Here is an 18,650-nt window from a genome sequence, read left to right on the forward strand (position 1 = left end):
TTCAGGAATTAACTCGATGTGTGAATTTGATCACCTGTTATCGATCCCAATAGGGCTGATCACCAAGCTGCTCGGCAATAAAATCGATCAGCAATCGGCAACGCTGAGGCAAAAATCGATTGCGCGGATAGACCGCATAGGCGGCGCTTTCTGGCCAGCGATATTCGTTCAGTAATGGCACTAACAAGCCCTGCTTTATCGACTGATAAACTAAAAAGCTCGGCAACATGGTGATGCCATGCCCGTTAATGGCAAGTTGCTGCATAAAGTCGCCATTATTCACCTGTACACTGGAATTTAAGCGCAATTGCCGGTGTCGGCCCTGCTCATCAATGCACTTCAACTCCGCCTGCTTAGCAAAGCCGTACTGCAAAAATTGGTGCGTCTGCAACTCTTCTAATGTTTGTGGCGCCCCCTGTTTTAGTAAGTAGTCGGGGCTGGCGCAAAGCACTTGCCGGATACGGGTAAGCCGTTTGGCCTGATAACTGGAATCACGCAATTCACCAATGCGAATCGCCAGCTCAAAGCCCTCTTCAACAAGGTCGACACGTCGATCGGAAAAATCTAACTGCAGCTTGAGTTGAGGGTGCTCAACTAAATACTGGTCAATTAAAGGGCTTAGATGCATAAGGCCAAAAGACAACGGCAAGCTGAGTTTCAGCGTGCCTTCAACACTGCTATGCACGCCGCTGGTTTGTTCGTCGAGAGTTTTAATCTCATCGAGGATATTCATCGCCCGCTGATAATAATGCTCTCCCGCTTCGGTCAAACTGAACTTACGCGTAGTCCGGCTCAACAGTTGGCAACCAAGTCTGGTTTCCAATTCATTCAATCGTCGACTCACGGCCGATTTGGCGATACCCAATTGCTCAGCGGCTCTGGTTATACCACCGGTATCGACAATGCGTACCAGCATCGCCATTTCTTCAAGCTGCCCCATATTGTTCTCCAAATCAGAACTATGAATGCCATTTAAGCTAGTTTATCTATTCTTAGTCAACAAATACTCTAGCACCAACGCCAACTAAGGAGCGCAATATGAAAACGCAACGTACGCTATTAAAAGCAATTCCCGGCACCGCTACGGCTGATGGTGCGGGAGTTAAACTGACTCGACTCATCGGAACTGCCGAGCTGGATATGTTCGACCCATTTTTACTGCTCGACTGCTTTGAAAGTGACCAGAGCGAAGATTACATCGGCGGCTTTCCTGAACACCCACATCGCGGCTTTGAAACGGTCACCTATCTACTAAATGGCAAGATGCGCCATAAAGACAGTGCCGGTAACGAAGGCATCATCGAACCTGGCGGCGTTCAATGGATGACCGCAGGCCGAGGCATTCTGCATTCTGAAATGCCGGAACAGGTACAAGGCTTGATGAAAGGCTTCCAGCTGTGGGTAAACCTACCAGCCAAAGCCAAAATGATCGCACCTGCTTATCAAGAATACAGCCCAGATAGTGTTCCGGTTGAACAGCATGAAAACGGCAGCCAAATTGCGGTTATTGCAGGCAAAACCGACTTAGGTACCACCGGGCCAGTGCTGAACCCATACATCTCGCCGACCTATTTGGATATCACTCTGAGTGAATCGGCAATGCTGCAGCAAACGCTACCAGCAACACATAATGCCTTTATTTACATGATTGAGGGTGAGCTGAGCATTGGCGATGCAAACCAAGCTGAACAGACATTATCGGCGAAAACTCTAGGTCTACTTAGCCAAGGCGAGCAGGTAGAGTTCAAAGCAACAAGCAAGGGCGCTCGATTCTTACTGATCGCCGGTGAGCCACTGAACGAACCCGTTGCTCGTGGCGGCCCATTTGTGATGAACACTAAAGCCGAAATTGTACAGGCCTTTGCCGACTTTCATGCTGGTCGTTTTTAAATTAGACACCGATCACACTAAGACTAAAAACTGAGCCAGCATGACAACTAAACTGGGTTATGTTTGTCTGACTGTGTTGTGACTCACACGCTTTTGTCATTAAAAGGTATTGAACAATGAACCACTCTTCTAATGCAAAAAACTACAGCTGGTTAATGATTAGCATCCACTGGCTCAGTGCCTTGGTTGTTATTGCCATGTTTGCGCTCGGGCTGTGGATGGTTGGTCTAGATTATTACAGCCAGTGGTATCAAACAGCTCCGGCCTTACATAAGTCGGTTGGTATCTTACTGTTTGCGCTCACGGCTGTGCGTTTTGGCATTAAGCTAGCCAGCCATACGCCAGAGGTGAGCGGCAAAATTTTTGAGGTTATCGCTGCCAAAGCCGTGCATCTGTTCATCTATTTTTTGATCTTATTGCTGTTTGTTTCTGGCTACTTGATTTCGACACCCGATGGGCGCGGTATCGAAGTATTTAATTGGTTTACTATTCCAAGCATCGGTGAGTTATTTGAAAATCAGTCAACCATTGCTGGACGCATTCATTACTTCACTGCCTTAACTCTGATCGCATTTGCAGCATTACACGCACTTGCGGCGTTAAAGCACCACTTTATTGATAAAGACAACACACTTAAAAAAATGATGGGGACATCGAAATGAACAAGACTCAGCTGAATAAAAATGTTTTTTCAAAAACCGCTTTATCGACTCTTTTAAGCGCCGCTGCTGCGATGCCTTTAACTGTTTCTGCCGCTGATTACGTTATCGATACCGATGGCGCACATGCATCGGTAAACTTTAAAGTTAGCCACCTTGGTTACAGTTTTATAAATGGCCGCTTTAACGACTTCAGCGGTGACTTTTCTTACGATGCAGACAACCTTTCCGCCTCTAAAATCTCAATGACGGTTAACACTAGCAGTCTAGATTCTAACCATGCTGAGCGCGACAAACACCTAACTGGCAACCGCTTTATTAATGCTTCTAAATTTCCAGAAGCCAGCTTTACCAGCACCAGCGTAACGGATTTAGGTGACGGCAAACTATCTCTGGAAGGTGACATGACACTTTACGGTGTGACCAAGCCTATAACGGTTGATGCAACCTTTATTGGCGAAGGCAAAGACCCTTGGGGTGGCTATCGCGCAGGCTTTATGGGCACAACCCGCTTAGAGTTAGCCGACTTTGGCATTCCTGTTTCTGGTGCATCCAGTTATGTTTTGCTAGAAGTACAGGTTGAAGGTGTGCGTAAGTAACAAGCGAAAATAAATACACTAAAAATGTAGACTATTTAAATAATATCTAATCATAAAAAAAACCGGCAGCTGCCGGTTTTTTTTATCAGTATTAAATTCGTGAATTTTTACATAGACATCGCTTTATCAAACACTACGTGGCTATAAGCGCCAACAGGTTCTTTAGTGATAACTGGAGTTGAGTCACTATTTAATAGCACATCAACGGTACGCTGATACGCCGCAGGATCTAAGTAACCAATACCTTTACCTGTTGTGTTAAGCAGCTTAGCGACTTCACCCATCATACGAACTTGGTGCTCTTCAGTTTGTGCGCCAGTGTCGTCATATTCTAGAACGATCATCGCGGCTTCTTCTGGGTTTTCTGCCGCCCACTGCCAACCTTTGATTGAAGCTTTTAGGAATTTAGCGTACTTCTCAACCATTTTAGGATCGGCTAAGTCTTCTTCTAAAACATAAAGACCGTCTTCTAGTGTCGCAACACCTTCGTCTTCATATTTGAAAAGTGTTAACTCTTCTGGCGTTAAACCGCCATCCAATACTTGGCCGTATTCGTTATAGGTCATCGTTGAAACGCAGTCTGCCTGACCTTGGAAAATAGGGTCAACGTTAAAGCCTTGCTTTAATACAGTAACACCGCTGCCGCCAGTTGTTTCATAACCTAATTTCGACATCCAGCTTAGGAATGGGTATTCATTACCATAGAACCAAACACCTAGCGTTTTACCGCCAAAGTCTTTTGGTGTCGAAATGCCACTGGTTTTTAAACAGGTCAACATCATGCCTGACTTGCCGTAGATTTGACCAATGTTAACCATTGGCAAACCCTTTTCACGAGTTGCTAACGCAGACGGTAACCAATCAACGATAACATCCGCGCCGCCGCCAGCAAGCGTTTGTGCTGGTGCGATATCTGGACCGCCGGGCTTAATGGTGACGTCCAAATCTAAATCATCGTAATAGCCATTTTCTAACGCAACATAGTAACCAGCAAACTGCGCTTGAGTTACCCATTTTAATTGCAAGGTTAATTTATCTGCGGCCTGTACAGCTACGCTCGAAGCGAAAAGAACCGCACCCACTGTCAGTGAAACAACGTACTTTTTCATCTATCTGTCCTCGTTTATGCTTAACAAATGCGCTTTACATTACTTTGCTTGCGCTGAACGTACTGACGGATGCCAGAACAAAACAGCTCTCTCCAGCAGAGCTAAAGCACCGTAGCTTATGGAACCCGCTAGGGCAGCGACTAAAATAGTTGCCCAAACCATTTCCATATTCATCCGACCAACTTCTGTCGAAATTCGAAACCCCATACCAACGATGGGTGTGCCAAAAAACTCAGCAACAATAGCGCCAATCAATGCCATGGTTGAGTTGAGTTTTAAGGCGTTAAAAATAAATGGCAGCGCTTGTGGAAACTGATTTTTCACAAATCGCTGAGTACTTTTTGCTGCATAGGTATGCATTAAATCGTTATGCAATGGATCAACCGACTTAAGCCCAGCCAAAGTATTAATGAACATCGGGAAGAAGGTCATCACCACAACCACAGCCGCTTTCGATTGCCAATCAAAGCCAAACCACATCACCATAATTGGCGCGATACCAACAATAGGAATGGCTGAAACAAAGTTACCCAATGGCAATAGGCTGTTCTGCAAAAACCGGCTTTTAATCGCCCAACTGGCGACAACAAAACCAGACACGCAACCGATAAAGTAACCGGCTAACACCGCCTTCATATAGGTTTGTTTAAAGTCGGCCCACAGAGTTGGAATATTGCTGATAAAGGCAACAAAGATTTCACTCGGCGCAGGCAATAGTATTTTTGAAACATCAAAGCCTTTGGTCATACTTTGCCAAAATATCAAAACTACTAAGGCAAATAGCGCTGGCACTAACGGCTTGATATAACGACTATTAACAACCTTGGCGTCAATTAGTTGAGTCAGAGTCGACATCAACTTAGCCGCAGAAAAAATAGCAACTGGCAATAATAGAATCAGCCATTGTTGGTTTTTGTAAAAACCTGCACTAAAAAAGAAACATAGATATAGCTGCGCTAATAAAAGCAAACTATAAACCGAAGTCTTTATTGAATGTGTCATAAGGCGGCTCCTCTTCGACGCAATAAAATTCGTTCAAAGAGCGCAACGATATTAACCAACACCGAACCTAAAATAGCGGCCATTAACAGCGTCGCCCAAATCATCACGGTTTGGCCATAATAGGAACCGCTAAGTAAGCGAGAACCTAATCCACCCTGAGCGCCGGTTGGTAATTCGGCAACCACTGCACCCACTAACGAAGCAGCAATACCAATTTTTAAACTGGCGAATAAATAGGGCTGTGCCGAATACCAACGCAGCTTCCAAAATAATTGCGTGCGCGAAGCGTTATAGGTTTGCAGTAATTCCATGTGTAATTTATCGGCGGAGCGAAGGCCTTTCACCATACCGATGGTCACAGGGAAGAATGACAAATACATCGCGATGATCGCTTTAGGTACAACGCCGGTTAAATTAATGGCACCAAGAACGACGACAATGATCGGCGCTATCGCCAAGACAGGAATGGTTTGCGATGCAATAACCCACGGCATAAAACTCAATTCGAGTGTCCGGTTATGAACAATGCCAACAGCAATGGCAATACCTAACACCGAACCTAAACCAAAGCCTAATAACGTCGATTGCAAGGTGATCATCGAATGGAATACCAATGAGCGCTTTGAGCTTACCTTGGTATCAAAAACCGATTTATACCATTGCTGCAAGACTTGATGCGGCGGTGGCAACATGGGTCGTTTTACCGAAAACGACTCACTGACTACTTGACTGACCGTCCAGCTCTGACTTTTACGTTCGTAAGTTTTAGCTAATTGGTTAGCGTTCATCCATATCGAGGCGACATACCAAATGGCGATCACCGACACGATCGTACAGACGATAGCGAACCATTTTTGATGAATAAATTTTGCTTTCATTCTGATCCTGCCTCGGTGTTAGTCGATCGCATGTTCGTCCGCCAAGGCTTCTCGAATTTCGGCAGCCAACGCGTGGAAGGCTTCCGTATCGCGTAAAGCCAATGTCTTCATTCTTGGCAGCGGGCTTTCGATAACTTTGGTAATTCGACCCGGTCTCGGTGACATCACAACAATGTGCGTTGACAACATGACGGCCTCAGCAATCGAGTGGGTGACAAACACCACTGTCTTTTGCGTTTCTTGCCAAATTTTTAATAATTCGACATTCATGTGATCGCGAGTAATTTCATCGAGCGCACCAAAGGGCTCATCCATCAGTAACAAATCTGGCTCAATGCACAGAGCACGAGCAATGGAAGCACGTTGCTGCATGCCACCAGAAAGTTGCCAAGGGTATTTTTCATGGAAGTCTTGCAAGCCAACCATCTTTAAGTATTTATCAATCTGCTTAGTTTGGTGTGCTTGCGAATGACCGGCGATCTCTAACGGCACCGCACAGTTCTTTTTAATGGTGCGCCACGGTAATAACGCCGCAGCTTGGAAAACATAACCGTAAAGTCGGTTGAGCCGTGCATCTTCTGGGCTGGTGCCGTTAACCTTAATATCACCTTGCGTCTGCTTTTCTAAATCGGCAATCACTCGCAACAGCGTTGTTTTACCGCAGCCAGACGGGCCAATAAAAGAAACGAAGTCACCCTCGTTAACGGTTAAATTAATATTAGAAAGTGCATTGACCGGACCGTCGTTGGTTTCAAAAACCAACGACAAGTCGTTCACTTCAATCATGGTACGGCCCGACGAATTTGCATCCGTCGTTGAGGCCTCTGTTTTTTCAGCTAGCGTCATTTAATCATCTCGCTCATGTTCGCACTATCGGTCTACCGATACTGGGCCATTTAGTTCGTTGTACTTTTCAATAGCTTCGTAAACGGTTGGGAAAGCTGGGCGTTTCACATAACGGCCTGCGCCTTCAACAACATTCAGTTCACCATTGGCAAATACCACCTTACCCTGACTGATAGTAGTATCGACAGAACCCTTAACGGTACGGCCTTCAAAGATATTGAAATCAACATTTTGGTGATGTGTTTTTGCTGAAATAGTGTGTTCTTTATTGGCATCCCAAACCACGATGTCGGCATCCGAACCTTCAGCAATACAACCTTTACGCGGATAGATATTAAAAATTTTCGCCGTGTTAGAAGAAACTGCAGCAACAAATTCATTCTCGGTTAAACGGCCTTTGTTAACACCAGAATCCCAAAGAATCATCAGGCGATCTTCAACACCTGCGGTGCCGTTAGGGATTTTAGTGAAGTCGTCTTTACCGGCAGCTTTTTGTTCGGCACAAAAACAGCAGTGATCGGTCGCGGTTGTTTCTAATACGCCACCTTGTAAACCTTTCCATAGCGCGCGCTGGTGATGCTTAGGACGGAACGGCGGGCTCATTACGTGTGCCGCAGCTGACGCCCAATCTTTGTTGTGGTAAACGCTATCATCCAATTCTAAATGCCCAGCCAATACTTCACCGTGAACCCGTAAGCCTTCTCGCTTAGCACGTGAAATTTCATCAACCGCTTCTTCAGAAGAGACGTGAACAATATAAAGTGGCGCACCTAATGATTGAGCAATACGAATTGCGCGGTTTGCTGCTTCACCTTCAACTTCTGGCGGACGAGACTGAGGGTGAGCCTCAGGCCCTGTAATACCTTCTCGCAGTAGCTTTTGTTGCAAGTGGTAAACCAACTCGCCGTTTTCTGCATGCACCGTTGGCATCGCGCCAAGTTCAATACAGCGAGTAAAGCTGTTAATCAATGTTTCGTCTTCGGCCATGATGGCATTTTTATAAGCCATGAAATGCTTAAAGCTGTTAACACCATGTTCACTAACCAGTTTGCCCATGTCTGCATACACTGACTCGTCCCACCATGTCACAGCAACGTGGAACGAATAGTCAGAAACCGAACGCGCAGCCCAACTACTCCACTGTTCAAACGCTTCCATTAATGGCTGTTGAGGGTTCGGAATAACAAAGTCGATAATCATTGTTGTACCGCCAGCTAAACCCGCCGCGGTACCGGTATAAAAATCTTCACTGGCAACAGTACCCATAAATGGCAGCTGCATATGAGTATGAGGGTCAATACCGCCAGGCATGACTAATTTCCCTTGCGCGTCGACAACTTCAACATCGCTAGGTACATCTAAGTCGGTACCGATTTTTTTAATAACGCCATCTTCACAATAAACATCTGCGATAAAAGATTTATCGGCGTTAACGACCTTACCGCCTTTAATTAACAAACTCATAGTTGTCACCCTCGTTGACTGTTGTTTCTATTCTGTGCACGTTGCTGTTCTGTTTTTTAAGCAGGCACGTATAAACCTAATATTTATCTATGCAAGGTTTTGACCAATTGGACAAAAGGTGGCGGTTTTTTTAAACGCCTTGGTTTTGGCTATCGTTAGCGCGGTTATTTTTAAAAATACAAAAATAGAAAAAAAATTTATGAAAATTACGAACCAAAAATGAGCACTGAATTATTGTTTTGCTCATTTGTGCCTAGTTATGGATAAAACGACAAGACAATCAGCTACCACCACAATAAATAAAATAAATTATCGTTAACAAACAAAGACTTAAGGAAAAAATCAACAGATCTATTTAATTTTTAAATGCACCAATGAGTAACAGAATAAAACCTAACCGCCATTCATAACGGTAAAATTTAAAAATATAAGCAAGCCATATAAATGATGCGCTCATTTGTGGGGCATATGGTTTTTAGGAATGAAAAAATAAAGAGTAACAATAGAAAAACAGAGCAGGGCTGTAGCGGTTTAATGGAACGACAATCTAACTTTTAAAACACTTTAAATAAAATTAAAAAACAGATAGGAAATTATAAACACAAATAGAAGAGCTAGTTAAAAAGCTAATTGAAGAGCAATGGTAGCTTGTAAAATAGCTACCATTACTCAACTTATAAAGCATAAGACATCAAGACTTATATCTGTATGCTCATTATTTTTACGAACACTTATTAAACCGCAGCAGCACCTTCTTCTGCTTGCGATGCAATACGCTCACTGGCACCCAGCATGGCATGTAACAATACGTTAGCGCCCGCTTCACATTCCTCAGGCTTGGTATCTTCTAGCTCGTTATGGCTAATACCATCTTTACAAGGCGTGAAGATCATACCGGTTGGGACGATATCTGCCATGTAGCAGGCATCGTGACCAGCACCGGCATAAATATCCATGTGTGAATAATCTAATTCTTCGGCTGCTTTTTTAATATCGTCCGAAGCATTAAATTCAACTGGTGCGAAATACCAGAAATTATCCACCTCTATTTCGATATTGCGCTCTTTGGCAACTTTTGCACAGAACGCTTGGAACTCTTCATCCATCTTAGTCAGCACATCTGCGTTCGGGTTACGCAAGTCTACACTGAACTTAACTTCACCCGGAATAACGTTACGAGAGTTAGGGAACACCTGCATAAAACCAACCGTGCCTAAACCATTATCGTAACGGCCAGCCAACTCTTCGATCTCAGTGATAATTTTTGAGCTGGCAACCATGGCATCGTTACGCAAATACATCGGCGTAGTACCCGAATGCGATTCACGACCTTTAACCGACACATTGTACCAACGAATACCCTGACCTAAGCGAACAACGCCAATGACTTTTTCTTGATCTTCAAGGATCGGACCCTGCTCAATGTGCGCTTCAAAAAAGGCACCGAAGTTTCGGCTACCGGGTTCTGCATCACCGATGTAACCAATTTTTTCTAGCTCATCACCTAAGCGAATGCCATCAACATCGGTTTTATTTAATTCAGTTTCTAAATCAAAACGCCCAACATAAACACCAGAACCTTGCATAGCAGGCTGGAAACGAGAACCCTCTTCGTTAGTCCATACCGTAAATTCCATCGGCGCTTCAGTAACAATGTTATTTTCGTGCAGGGTACGCAGCACTTCAACGCCAGCCAAGACACCAAACACGCCATCGAACTTACCGCCGGTAGGCTGAGTATCTAAGTGACTGCCTGTAGCAACTGCGGGTAAATCATTATTCAAGCCATCACGGCGAGCAAACATATTGCCGAACTTATCGACTGTAACGGTGCAACCACAATCTTCAACCCACTTAACAAAAAGGTCTCGCGCCTTACCGTCAAGTTCTGTACCGACCAAACGTTTACAGCCGCCTTTGGGCGTTAAACCGAACTCGGCCATTTCCATTAGGCTGTCCCAAAGTCGCTCGCCATTGATTCGTAACTCTTTCATATTCATACGAAGTCCTTAATTTGTTAAGTCGCTGTTTTGCAGCGATTGTCTATCGTTTAGCCGACACCCTAACTTGCCCGTTGAACTCATCAGGCCAGCAATAGATAACCTGTTATTAGGCATCGACACCGCTTTACCAAATGGTAAAAGCTTGTGGCAAAAAAATTTGATCGATGATTCATTTTTAACTAAGCGAATCATCGAAACAAAAACCACCATGCAGTTTTTGTTCCCAAATTTTTTATTAGGGTTTAATTTTTTCTGATTTTTTTTAGATATTCCCTCTAAATAACAACAACTTAGCTAACAGTTAATAAATATTTTTTACCTCTTAAACTCTGTTTAAATTCATCGTCAGCAACAACAATATGATTCAATATCGAGCATACAAAAGTCAGGCTCGCGCTTTATCGATGCAAAATTATTGCTGACGAACGCGTGCCGCTGTCGCACCAAAGGCTGCGTGAATAAGTTTGCCAATTCTGCCTATTTAACCCAGAATCCTAGTTTCAGCTTATCACTCGTGATGACCTTCAAGGAGTAACAACCACTGTGACCACCTCTCGTATCCTGCCGCTTGCGCAGCAGTCGACCAAGCCTTCTTCAGCTCGCATAGCCATGGAAACCAACATATTACGCGGCGCTGAAAAGGTATTCGCAGAATTTGGCTTTCACGGCTCAACTATGGATCGAATTGCCGATAACGTCGGTATTTCTAAGCAAAATCTTCTTTACTATTACCCGTCTAAAGAGCGTCTGTACCGCACTGTTTTGCAAAACATCGTTGACCTATGGCTGGAACGGATGACCTTTGCTGACGAACCTAGCCAGTCACCAGAACAGATCATTGCTAACTATGTGCGTGGCAAACTGGAGTTATCTCGGGATTACCCAACGGCCTCAAAAGTGTTTGCGATGGAAGTCATTGCTGGTGCGCCAATTATTAAAGACTACTTACAAACCAGACTTAAACCCCTATTCGACAAGGACATAAAACTGGTTCGACGCTGGGTTCGGAACAAGCAGCTTTCTAGTATCAAGCCGGAACATTTGTTTTTTTCTATTTGGGCGATGACACAAACCTATGCAGATTTTTCGGTACAAATCGAATTAATGATGGGCAAACCAAAGCTGGAACAGAAAGATTTCGATCACGCGACCGAATTTTTAACCACGATGATTTTGCGCGGTATTGTCGACCCAAAATAAGGCACCTTAAAAAAAATTATCCGCTATTTAGCTAATTTTCCATTCTATCGGCACAGTCAACAGACAAATTTTGGATAGCAGACTGTGCCTCTGCTCAAACTCAAACCCTACCTTTAAGCCATTGTATTTAACCAGATTCTGCTCTTTTTGCTGTAAAAATTCAGCGCCAATTCAATAAGCTGTTTTCGATAGATGACAAAAAAATCCCCATTTTTGCGCGAGTCTCGCACCAAAATAATCCCAACAAACAAACCTTTACCATTTGGTAAAAACCGTGCTATTTGTAGTTTAACAATCAATTGACTGAGCTATTTTTAGCTTGGTAAAAATATCACCACGGTCGCTTATTGAGCGAAAAAAAGGGGACGCGACATGCTAACCGCCGAGCAGGCTTACACGTTAGAATCGATCAGCGAGACTGAACTTAACGATCTCTGCGCCAGCGCCAGTAACTTACGTGAAAGTCACTGGGGTGATATTGTCACTTACTCTCGCAAAGTATTTATTCCGCTGACCAACATGTGTCGCGATACCTGTAAATACTGCACCTTTGTTAAAACGCCAGAATCTGGCGAAGCCAACCTGATGACGCCAGACGACGTTTTAGCCACCGCTCGTGCTGGCGACAATCTCGGTTGCAAAGAAGCATTATTCAGCTTGGGCGAACGACCAGAAAAGCGTTATCGTCTGGCTAAAGATTTACTCGCCGCGCAAGGGCACGACTCAACGGTGAGCTATTTATACGCCATGGCGGAATTAGTCATGCAGCGCAGTCAATTAGTGCCTCACATTAATGCTGGTGCGTTAACGGAAAACGAATTGCGGTTTTTACGTCCTGTCGCTGGCTCTATGGGCATGATGTTAGAAACCAACAGCCCTCGTTTAATGCAACCGGGACAAGCGCATCACGCCTGCCCAGACAAACAACCCAAGCGACGCATGGCAACATTAGAAGCCGCGGGGAAACTCGATATTCCTTTTACCACTGGCTTACTTATTGGCATTGGCGAAACCTGGCAAGAGCGTGTCGATAGCCTTATCGCCATTAATCAGTGCCACCAGCAATACGGTCATATTCAAGAAGTCATCATTCAAAATTTTCGCGCTAAAGAAGGCACCGACATGGCAGGCGCTATTGAGCCAAGCCAGCAAGATATGCTTAAAACATTAGCAGTTGCTCGATTGATTCTCGACCCAAGCATCAGCTTACAAGCGCCACCTAATTTAGAGCAGGATTATGCCCGCTACCTTGATGCAGGCATTAACGATTGGGGCGGTATCTCGCCAGTCACTCGCGACTTTATTAATCCAGAACGGGCTTGGCCTCAAATTGAAACACTGAGAAAACAATGCCAAGCGCAGCAACTAACCCTGCAAGAACGACTCACGGTTTACCCAAGCTATTTAAAATCTGGCGCTCGCTACCTAGCAGAAAACGTAAACCAACGTATGCAACTTATTGCGTCTTCATCTGGCTTAGCTGCACATCAGTGCTTCTAGCCGCGAACGTCTCTAAGGAGAATAAATATGTCCTTACATCAGCTCGCTTTAGACACCGAATCTTCAACGGCAAGCACGATTCAACTCGACCAAATAGCAGCGGACATCCGTGACATTTTAAGCCAAGCGCTGAACGGCGAAGAAATTTCTACCGAGCAGGCGATTAAGCTATTTGCCACAGAAGGCGCCGAGTATCGTGCTTTAATGCAGGTTGCCGATCGAGTTCGACAACAACGCTGTGGCGATGTTGGCAGCTTTGTCATTACTCGTAATATCAACTTTACCAACGTCTGCTATCAAGGCTGTAAGTTTTGTAACTTTGCAAAACGCAAAGACGACGATGACGCCGAATTTTTATCGCTCGAAGAAATTGCTAACCGCGCACAAGAAGCGTGGGATCGCGGCGCCACCGAAGTTTGTATTCAAGGCGGCTTGCATCCAAAAATGAGCATCGACTTTTATCGCGATATTCTGCTCACCATAAAAGCGCGCTTACCTAGCATGCATATTCATGCCTTTTCTCCGTTCGAAATTTGGTTCGGCGCTCGGCGTGCAAAAATGAGTTACCGAGATTTCTTAACCGACTTAAAACAGTGCGGCTTGGATTCTATGCCTGGCACGGCGGCAGAAATTTTAGACACAGAAATACGCCAGCAATTAACCCGCAATAAACTCAGTACCGAAGATTGGGTTGAGATTGTTAAGACCGCGCATCAGGTTGGCATTCGCACCACATCGACCATTATGTACGGTCATATTGATCAGCCAAAACATTGGGCCGAACATTTGGCGCTGCTGCGTGACATCCAAAAACAAACCGGCGGCTTTACCGAATTTGTGCCGCTGGGTTTCATCCATTACGAAACCACGCTGTACAACGATAACCCTGACACGGTTCGCCCCGGCCCAACTCGCAGTGAACATTTTAAAATGCATGCCATCGCTCGGCTCATGCTGCAAGGCCAGATCGATAACATTCAGGCCTCTTGGGTAAAAATGGGACCAGAAGTCGCTAGCCAAATGTTGCGTTGTGGCGCTAACGATTTAGGCGGCACTCTGATGAACGAAAGTATTTCGCGTGCCGCAGGCGGTGATCACGGCCAAGAAGTGCAGCCAGAAGACATGGTGGCGAATATTCATCGCGCCGGTTTAGAGGCTTATCAACGCTCTACGTTCTATAAAGAAGTTAAAGCCTATCCGTTGGCCGAGAGCATGAATCAGGCTAGCGTAATGCTACCGGAACAACAAATAAACTGCGTGAGCCAGTCGCTGTGAGCTCTTTAACTAATAATAGCTCTTTAAACAACAAGGACTCTTTAAACAATAAGAGTTCGGCGAAGATCACACTATTAGCTGGCGGTGTCGGCGGAGCAAAAGCAGCCGAAGGGCTTAATGCTAGCCGTTACCGTGATGGGCTTTCGATCATCGGCAACATTGGTGATGACCAAGCCTTTCATGGCCTTTGGGTGTCTCCCGATATCGACACCCTGACTTACAGCTTAGGTGATCGCATCAACCGTGAACAAGGTTGGGGCTTGGCTGGCGATACCTGCCAAGTGCTCAACGGTTTGCAGCAGCTGGGCGTTGATACTTGGATGCAGTTAGGCGATTTAGATTTTGCCACTCACATTTATCGTACCGAACGACGACAGCGTGGCGAGCGTCCACAACAGATCGCAGAAGATATTGCCGTTGCAAACGGCGTCAACGTCAGCCTGATTTTACCGACCGACGACGTCGTTGCTACACGCCTAAGAACGCAAGACGGCTGGCTGTCGTTCCAAGATTATTTTGTTCGCTTGCGCTGTGCTCCTGACGTGCTCGAAGTTGAATACCACAATGCCGAGCAAGCCAAAGCCAACCCAGAAGCGCTTGCCGCCCTGACTCAAGCCGACCTTATTATCATTGCGCCCAGTAACCCGATTTTAAGCATTGGTGCGATTTTAGCGATCGATGATCTTCGCACTCAACTTAAAGCTCGTACCGTACCAGCCATAGCGATCTCACCATTAATTGGCGGCCAAGCGGTTAAAGGCCCAGCCGAAAAAATCATGACCAGCTTAGGTATGCGCGCCGATGCTTTAGGCATTGCACATTATTACCAAGGGTTGATCGACACGCTGGTCATCGACTCGTGCGACCAACACTTACAAGCCGATATCGAAGCGCTCGGCATTCAGGTGCATGTCACCAATATCTGGATGAAAACGCCACAAGATAAAGAGCGGCTGATGAGCGAAGTGGCCGAGCTGGCATTACAAACAACCGTGGGAGAACTTGGATGAAGCCGAATGAGCTAAACATCGTTATCCCGATGAAAGATCCGACTAAGGCGAAAAGCCGATTACGCGATGTGCTGGCACCACAAAACCGAGCCACATTGGCGTTAACGCTGTATCGAAACACGCTGCAATTTTTCGCGGAATTTTTCCCAGAGGCGAACCGCCTAGTGGTCACCGAATCCGCACAAATTGCTGCCATTGCCAAACAGTATCAGGCTGACGTTTTACTCGAAGCAAAGGCTCAAGGGTTAAACCAAGCACTGAACGCAGCAACGCAGTGGAGCTTAAAGCACAAGTTTCATTATCAACTGATTATCCCAGCAGATATCGCCCAATTGAGTGCACATGAAGTAAACCAGCTGTTACTGCAAATGCAACAGGGCCACGACGTCGTGATCGCCCAAGCCAAAGACGGCGGCACCAATGCATTGGCCTGTTCACCACCAAACGCCATTAATTTTTGTTACGGCAAAGATTCTGCCGAGGCGCATTTACAACTGGCACGAGCCAACGGCTTGGCAGTGAAATGCCTAACCCTAAGCCAACTCAGTTTGGACATTGATTGGCCGGCAGACCTTAAACAGCTGCACAGCTCGCACCAAGCCAACCCCTTAACCACTTTCGAGCCGAGGGCTGCTTTATGACACCAGCTTCACCCCAAACCAGCCCTGTGGAGATGCAAGTATTCAGCGTTGCAGGCTTGCCAGATTTCCAACCCGGCATGGATTTAAGCCAAGCCATTATCGAGGCATTGGCGGCACAAAATACCGAGCTAATGGCCGGTGATATTTTAGTTATCGCCCACAAGGTGGTTTCAAAAACCGAAGGTGCGGTGATCGATATCGAACAGGTAACGCCATCGGATGAGGCAATTCAACTGGCAGCCGAGGTCAATAAGGACCCGCGCAAGGTTGAAGTTATTTTGCGTCAATCAAGCCGAATCATTCGCAGCATGAAACGACCAGAGCAAGAAGAAGGCACCATCATCGCCGAACACAAACTCGGTTTTATTTGCGCCAATGCCGCCGTTGATGAGTCTAACGCTGACCACGTCGGCCAATTAATTACGCTACCGGATGATCCGGATGCCAGCGCAATGAATGTCTGCAATGCACTAGAAAAACACTTTGGTTGCCAATTGGGTGTTGTTGTTAGTGACACCTTTGGCCGACCTTGGCGACTCGGGCAAACCAACGTCGCCGTTGGCTTAGCCCGAGTACCTGCCATTACCAAGCTAGATGGCTCTGATGCTTGGGGTCGGGAATTAAAAGTCACGGCTCCAGCCTTTGCCGATGAATTAGCGGCGGCATCTGGCTTACTGATGAGTAAAGACGGCAAATGCCCGGTGATTATTTTTAGAGGCTTGGCATGGCAAGCAAGCGAGTCAAAAGCCCAAGATATTTTACGTTCTAAACGAGAGGATCTATTTCGATGACACAAACATCAACACTGGCCATTTTAGGTGGCACCGGACCACAGGGCACCGGCTTAGCTTTACGTTTTGCCAAAGCTGGCGTTCCGGTTGTGATTGGCGGACGCGATGCAGATAAAGCTCGCGAACACGCCAAAGAACTCAGTCAGCAACTGCCTGATGGCAGCGCAGAAATTACCGGCACTGACAACGCAACAGCAACCGAGCAGGCTGGCGAACTGGTTATTTTATCGGTGCCTTATGCAGCTCATAACGCAACGCTTAGCGAAATTAAACCTCTGTTAAGCGACAAGGTTTTAATCGACATTGTTGTGCCATTGGCTCCGAAAAATCCTAAGGCGGTTGAAATGCCACCCGAAGGTTCGGCTACCGAAGCGGCCCAAGCCTTATTGGGCGAAGACATTGCTGTTGTCGGTGCACTGCACAATGTTTCTGCGGTAACGCTAAACAAGGTTGATCAAGCCATTAACTGTGACGTTCTTGTCTGCGGTAATCAATTAGAACCGAAACGCAAAGTTATGGCATTAATTTCTAAACTGGGTGTTAACTGCTACAACGCAGGTCTGGCAGAAAGCGCTCGATGCGTTGAAGCCATTACGCCTATTTTAATTCGCCTCAACATTTCTAAAGAGGTGCCATTCAGTCATGCGGGTATCACCATTTGCCCACCGGCTGAACATTAATAAAACGATCGTAACACAGAGAATTTTCACTCCAATTTTTAGTTAATAAACGAGGACAACAGAATGGAATTTGGTATTACTTTTAAAGGCTTTGTAAGCCCAGATCGTGCCCGTAAACTGGTTCGCCAAGCAGAAGAAGCTGGCTTTACCTATTGCTGGTTTTATGACTCACACATTCTTTGGCGCGAATCTTTTGTTGCCATGGCAATGTGTATGGAACACACCACCAAAATGCGTTTTGGCCCTTGTGTGACTAACCCTAACATCCGTGATTGGTCATTAGCGGCCAGCCTTTATGGCAGCTTGGCATTACAAAGTGAAGGCCGTATTGATATCGGTTTGGGCCGTGGTGATTCATCGATGCGTGTTATGGGTAAAAAACCTGCACCGCTTGCTCGCGTTGCCGAATTCACTCAAAAAGTAAAAGCCATGGTCAAGGGTGAAGAAGAAGTCAGCTATGGCGAATGCGCCTCGCCGGTGAAATTCCCTTGGGCTAATGGTTATGATCTACCAGTTTGGATTGCCGCTTACGGACCAAAAGCACTGGCGACAGCAGGTGAACATGGCGATGGTTTGATTCTACAAATTGCCGAGCCACAATTGGTTAAATGGTTCTGCGATCAATCTTTAGAAGCGGGTAAAGCAGCAGGCCGCGATATGTCTAACTTTAAAGTTCAGGCAGCGGCTCCGGCTTACTTCGGCAGCAAAGAAGAATGCATCGAAGCAACCAAATGGTTCCCTGCGATGGTGGGTAACCACGTTGCCGATATTGTTGAAAAATACGGCAGCGACTCTGGCTTAGTGCCTCGCAGCTTGACCGACTATATCGAAAGCCGAAAAGGTTACGACTACTCGAAGCATGGCCAAAGCGACAACCCATATTTAGACTTTATCTCTGATGAAATTATCGAAAGTTTTTCTGTATTAGGCAGCGTTGATGATCACATTGCTAAAATCAAAAAACTGGAAGAAGCCGGTACGACTCAGTTTAATATTTATCTAGATAATGGCGATGAAGAAAACATCATTGCTAATTACGGCAATCATATTATCCCTAAGTTTCAAGGCTAATAAGATCTAGGATTAATAAGCTCTAGGGCTAA

At 45.7% G+C, this 18,650-nt stretch carries 18 protein-coding genes; 11 read left to right on the forward strand and 7 right to left on the reverse strand.

The features are described 5' to 3' along the window. Positions 1 to 37 precede the first annotated feature (37 nt). Positions 38 to 940: a LysR family transcriptional regulator gene (locus FME95_RS07725; protein ID WP_147713813.1), complete on the reverse strand. Its 903-nt coding sequence runs from the start codon at positions 938 to 940 to the stop codon at positions 38 to 40. A 98-nt stretch (positions 941 to 1,038) separates the two neighbouring features. Here FME95_RS07725 and FME95_RS07730 point away from each other — a divergent pair, with 98 nt between their 5' ends. The 3 genes from FME95_RS07730 (at position 1,039) to FME95_RS07740 (ending at position 3,148) form a co-directional block, all read left to right on the forward strand. Continuing rightward, positions 1,039 to 1,890, forward strand: a complete 852-nt coding sequence (locus FME95_RS07730) for a pirin family protein (RefSeq protein ID WP_147713814.1) — start codon at positions 1,039 to 1,041, stop codon at positions 1,888 to 1,890. Between the two features lie 116 nt (positions 1,891 to 2,006). Next, positions 2,007 to 2,552 (forward strand): cytochrome b, encoded by a 546-nt coding sequence (locus FME95_RS07735; protein ID WP_147713815.1) that lies wholly within the window; start codon positions 2,007 to 2,009, stop codon positions 2,550 to 2,552. Beyond that, positions 2,549 to 3,148: a YceI family protein gene (locus FME95_RS07740; protein ID WP_147713816.1), complete on the forward strand. Its 600-nt coding sequence runs from the start codon at positions 2,549 to 2,551 to the stop codon at positions 3,146 to 3,148. The genes FME95_RS07735 and FME95_RS07740 overlap by 4 nt, the downstream gene beginning before the upstream one ends. Before the next feature lie 107 nt (positions 3,149 to 3,255). Here the strand turns inward: FME95_RS07740 and FME95_RS07745 are convergent, their stop codons facing one another. From FME95_RS07745 to FME95_RS07770, 6 genes are all read right to left on the reverse strand, one after another. Continuing rightward, on the reverse strand, positions 3,256 to 4,257 hold the full coding sequence (locus FME95_RS07745; RefSeq protein ID WP_147713817.1) for an ABC transporter substrate-binding protein: 1,002 nt from the start codon (positions 4,255 to 4,257) through the stop codon (positions 3,256 to 3,258). Between the two features lie 39 nt (positions 4,258 to 4,296). Next, the gene (locus FME95_RS07750) at positions 4,297 to 5,259 is read right to left on the reverse strand and encodes an ABC transporter permease (RefSeq protein ID WP_147713818.1); all 963 of its coding nucleotides are present in this window, start codon (positions 5,257 to 5,259) and stop codon (positions 4,297 to 4,299) included. Then, complete coding sequence (locus tag FME95_RS07755; RefSeq protein WP_147713819.1) at positions 5,256 to 6,137, reverse strand: ABC transporter permease; 882 nt, start codon at positions 6,135 to 6,137, stop codon at positions 5,256 to 5,258. Before FME95_RS07755 ends, FME95_RS07750 begins: the two co-directional genes overlap by 4 nt. 18 nt (positions 6,138 to 6,155) lie before the next feature. Beyond that, entirely contained in the window at positions 6,156 to 6,983 is an 828-nt protein-coding gene (locus FME95_RS07760) for an ABC transporter ATP-binding protein (RefSeq protein ID WP_187265473.1), read from the reverse strand. Between the two features lie 24 nt (positions 6,984 to 7,007). Beyond that, positions 7,008 to 8,447 (reverse strand): dihydropyrimidinase, encoded by a 1,440-nt coding sequence (gene hydA, locus FME95_RS07765; RefSeq protein WP_147713820.1) that lies wholly within the window; start codon positions 8,445 to 8,447, stop codon positions 7,008 to 7,010. Between the two features lie 734 nt (positions 8,448 to 9,181). Beyond that, complete coding sequence (locus FME95_RS07770; RefSeq protein WP_342783518.1) at positions 9,182 to 10,447, reverse strand: Zn-dependent hydrolase; 1,266 nt, start codon at positions 10,445 to 10,447, stop codon at positions 9,182 to 9,184. Between the two features lie 546 nt (positions 10,448 to 10,993). Between FME95_RS07770 and FME95_RS07775 the strand changes: the two genes are divergently transcribed. The 8 genes from FME95_RS07775 (at position 10,994) to FME95_RS07810 (ending at position 18,618) form a co-directional block, all read left to right on the forward strand. After that, positions 10,994 to 11,650 carry a TetR family transcriptional regulator C-terminal domain-containing protein gene (locus tag FME95_RS07775; RefSeq protein WP_246109338.1) on the forward strand — a complete coding sequence of 219 codons (657 nt, stop codon included), beginning with the start codon at positions 10,994 to 10,996 and terminating at the stop codon, positions 11,648 to 11,650. A 372-nt stretch (positions 11,651 to 12,022) separates the two neighbouring features. After that, positions 12,023 to 13,150 (forward strand): 7,8-didemethyl-8-hydroxy-5-deazariboflavin synthase CofG, encoded by a 1,128-nt coding sequence (gene cofG, locus FME95_RS07780; protein ID WP_147713821.1) that lies wholly within the window; start codon positions 12,023 to 12,025, stop codon positions 13,148 to 13,150. Positions 13,151 to 13,177: 27 nt separating this feature from the next. Continuing rightward, positions 13,178 to 14,425, forward strand: coding sequence for a 5-amino-6-(D-ribitylamino)uracil--L-tyrosine 4-hydroxyphenyl transferase CofH (gene cofH, locus FME95_RS07785; protein WP_147713822.1), 1,248 nt, complete (start codon positions 13,178 to 13,180; stop codon positions 14,423 to 14,425). Continuing rightward, positions 14,422 to 15,435: a 2-phospho-L-lactate transferase gene (gene cofD, locus FME95_RS07790; RefSeq protein WP_147713823.1), complete on the forward strand. Its 1,014-nt coding sequence runs from the start codon at positions 14,422 to 14,424 to the stop codon at positions 15,433 to 15,435. Before cofH ends, cofD begins: the two co-directional genes overlap by 4 nt. Next, complete coding sequence (cofC, locus tag FME95_RS07795; protein ID WP_147713824.1) at positions 15,432 to 16,076, forward strand: 2-phospho-L-lactate guanylyltransferase; 645 nt, start codon at positions 15,432 to 15,434, stop codon at positions 16,074 to 16,076. Before cofD ends, cofC begins: the two co-directional genes overlap by 4 nt. Then, a complete protein-coding gene (cofE, locus tag FME95_RS07800) occupies positions 16,073 to 16,867 on the forward strand; it encodes a coenzyme F420-0:L-glutamate ligase (protein WP_222709922.1) in 795 nt (264 codons plus the stop codon). Before cofC ends, cofE begins: the two co-directional genes overlap by 4 nt. Then, positions 16,864 to 17,547: an NADPH-dependent F420 reductase gene (npdG, locus tag FME95_RS07805; protein ID WP_147713825.1), complete on the forward strand. Its 684-nt coding sequence runs from the start codon at positions 16,864 to 16,866 to the stop codon at positions 17,545 to 17,547. The genes cofE and npdG overlap by 4 nt, the downstream gene beginning before the upstream one ends. Positions 17,548 to 17,610: 63 nt before the next feature. Further along, positions 17,611 to 18,618: a TIGR03842 family LLM class F420-dependent oxidoreductase gene (locus FME95_RS07810; RefSeq protein WP_147713826.1), complete on the forward strand. Its 1,008-nt coding sequence runs from the start codon at positions 17,611 to 17,613 to the stop codon at positions 18,616 to 18,618. The last annotated feature ends 32 nt before the right edge of the window (positions 18,619 to 18,650 follow it).

Origin of the sequence: Reinekea thalattae (assembly GCF_008041945.1) — a bacterium.
GTDB classification, from domain to species: domain Bacteria; phylum Pseudomonadota; class Gammaproteobacteria; order Pseudomonadales; family Natronospirillaceae; genus Reinekea; species Reinekea thalattae.

What these genes read in the sequence shown, in the direction of transcription:
- FME95_RS07740 (WP_147713816.1), top strand. Translation starts at nt 2,549, where the DNA reads ATGAACAAGACTCAGCTGAATAAAAATGTTTTTTCAAAAACCGCTTTA.
- hydA (WP_147713820.1), bottom strand. Translation starts at nt 8,447, where the DNA reads ATGAGTTTGTTAATTAAAGGCGGTAAGGTCGTTAACGCCGATAAATCT.
- FME95_RS07770 (WP_342783518.1), bottom strand. Translation starts at nt 10,447, where the DNA reads ATGAATATGAAAGAGTTACGAATCAATGGCGAGCGACTTTGGGACAGC.
- FME95_RS07735 (WP_147713815.1), top strand. Translation starts at nt 2,007, where the DNA reads ATGAACCACTCTTCTAATGCAAAAAACTACAGCTGGTTAATGATTAGC.
- FME95_RS07755 (WP_147713819.1), bottom strand. Translation starts at nt 6,137, where the DNA reads ATGAAAGCAAAATTTATTCATCAAAAATGGTTCGCTATCGTCTGTACG.
- cofG (WP_147713821.1), top strand. Translation starts at nt 12,023, where the DNA reads ATGCTAACCGCCGAGCAGGCTTACACGTTAGAATCGATCAGCGAGACT.
- cofC (WP_147713824.1), top strand. Translation starts at nt 15,432, where the DNA reads ATGAAGCCGAATGAGCTAAACATCGTTATCCCGATGAAAGATCCGACT.
- FME95_RS07760 (WP_187265473.1), bottom strand. Translation starts at nt 6,983, where the DNA reads ATGACGCTAGCTGAAAAAACAGAGGCCTCAACGACGGATGCAAATTCG.
- cofH (WP_147713822.1), top strand. Translation starts at nt 13,178, where the DNA reads ATGTCCTTACATCAGCTCGCTTTAGACACCGAATCTTCAACGGCAAGC.
- FME95_RS07725 (WP_147713813.1), bottom strand. Translation starts at nt 940, where the DNA reads ATGGGGCAGCTTGAAGAAATGGCGATGCTGGTACGCATTGTCGATACC.
- FME95_RS07745 (WP_147713817.1), bottom strand. Translation starts at nt 4,257, where the DNA reads ATGAAAAAGTACGTTGTTTCACTGACAGTGGGTGCGGTTCTTTTCGCT.
- cofE (WP_222709922.1), top strand. Translation starts at nt 16,073, where the DNA reads ATGACACCAGCTTCACCCCAAACCAGCCCTGTGGAGATGCAAGTATTC.
- FME95_RS07750 (WP_147713818.1), bottom strand. Translation starts at nt 5,259, where the DNA reads ATGACACATTCAATAAAGACTTCGGTTTATAGTTTGCTTTTATTAGCG.
- FME95_RS07730 (WP_147713814.1), top strand. Translation starts at nt 1,039, where the DNA reads ATGAAAACGCAACGTACGCTATTAAAAGCAATTCCCGGCACCGCTACG.
- npdG (WP_147713825.1), top strand. Translation starts at nt 16,864, where the DNA reads ATGACACAAACATCAACACTGGCCATTTTAGGTGGCACCGGACCACAG.
- FME95_RS07810 (WP_147713826.1), top strand. Translation starts at nt 17,611, where the DNA reads ATGGAATTTGGTATTACTTTTAAAGGCTTTGTAAGCCCAGATCGTGCC.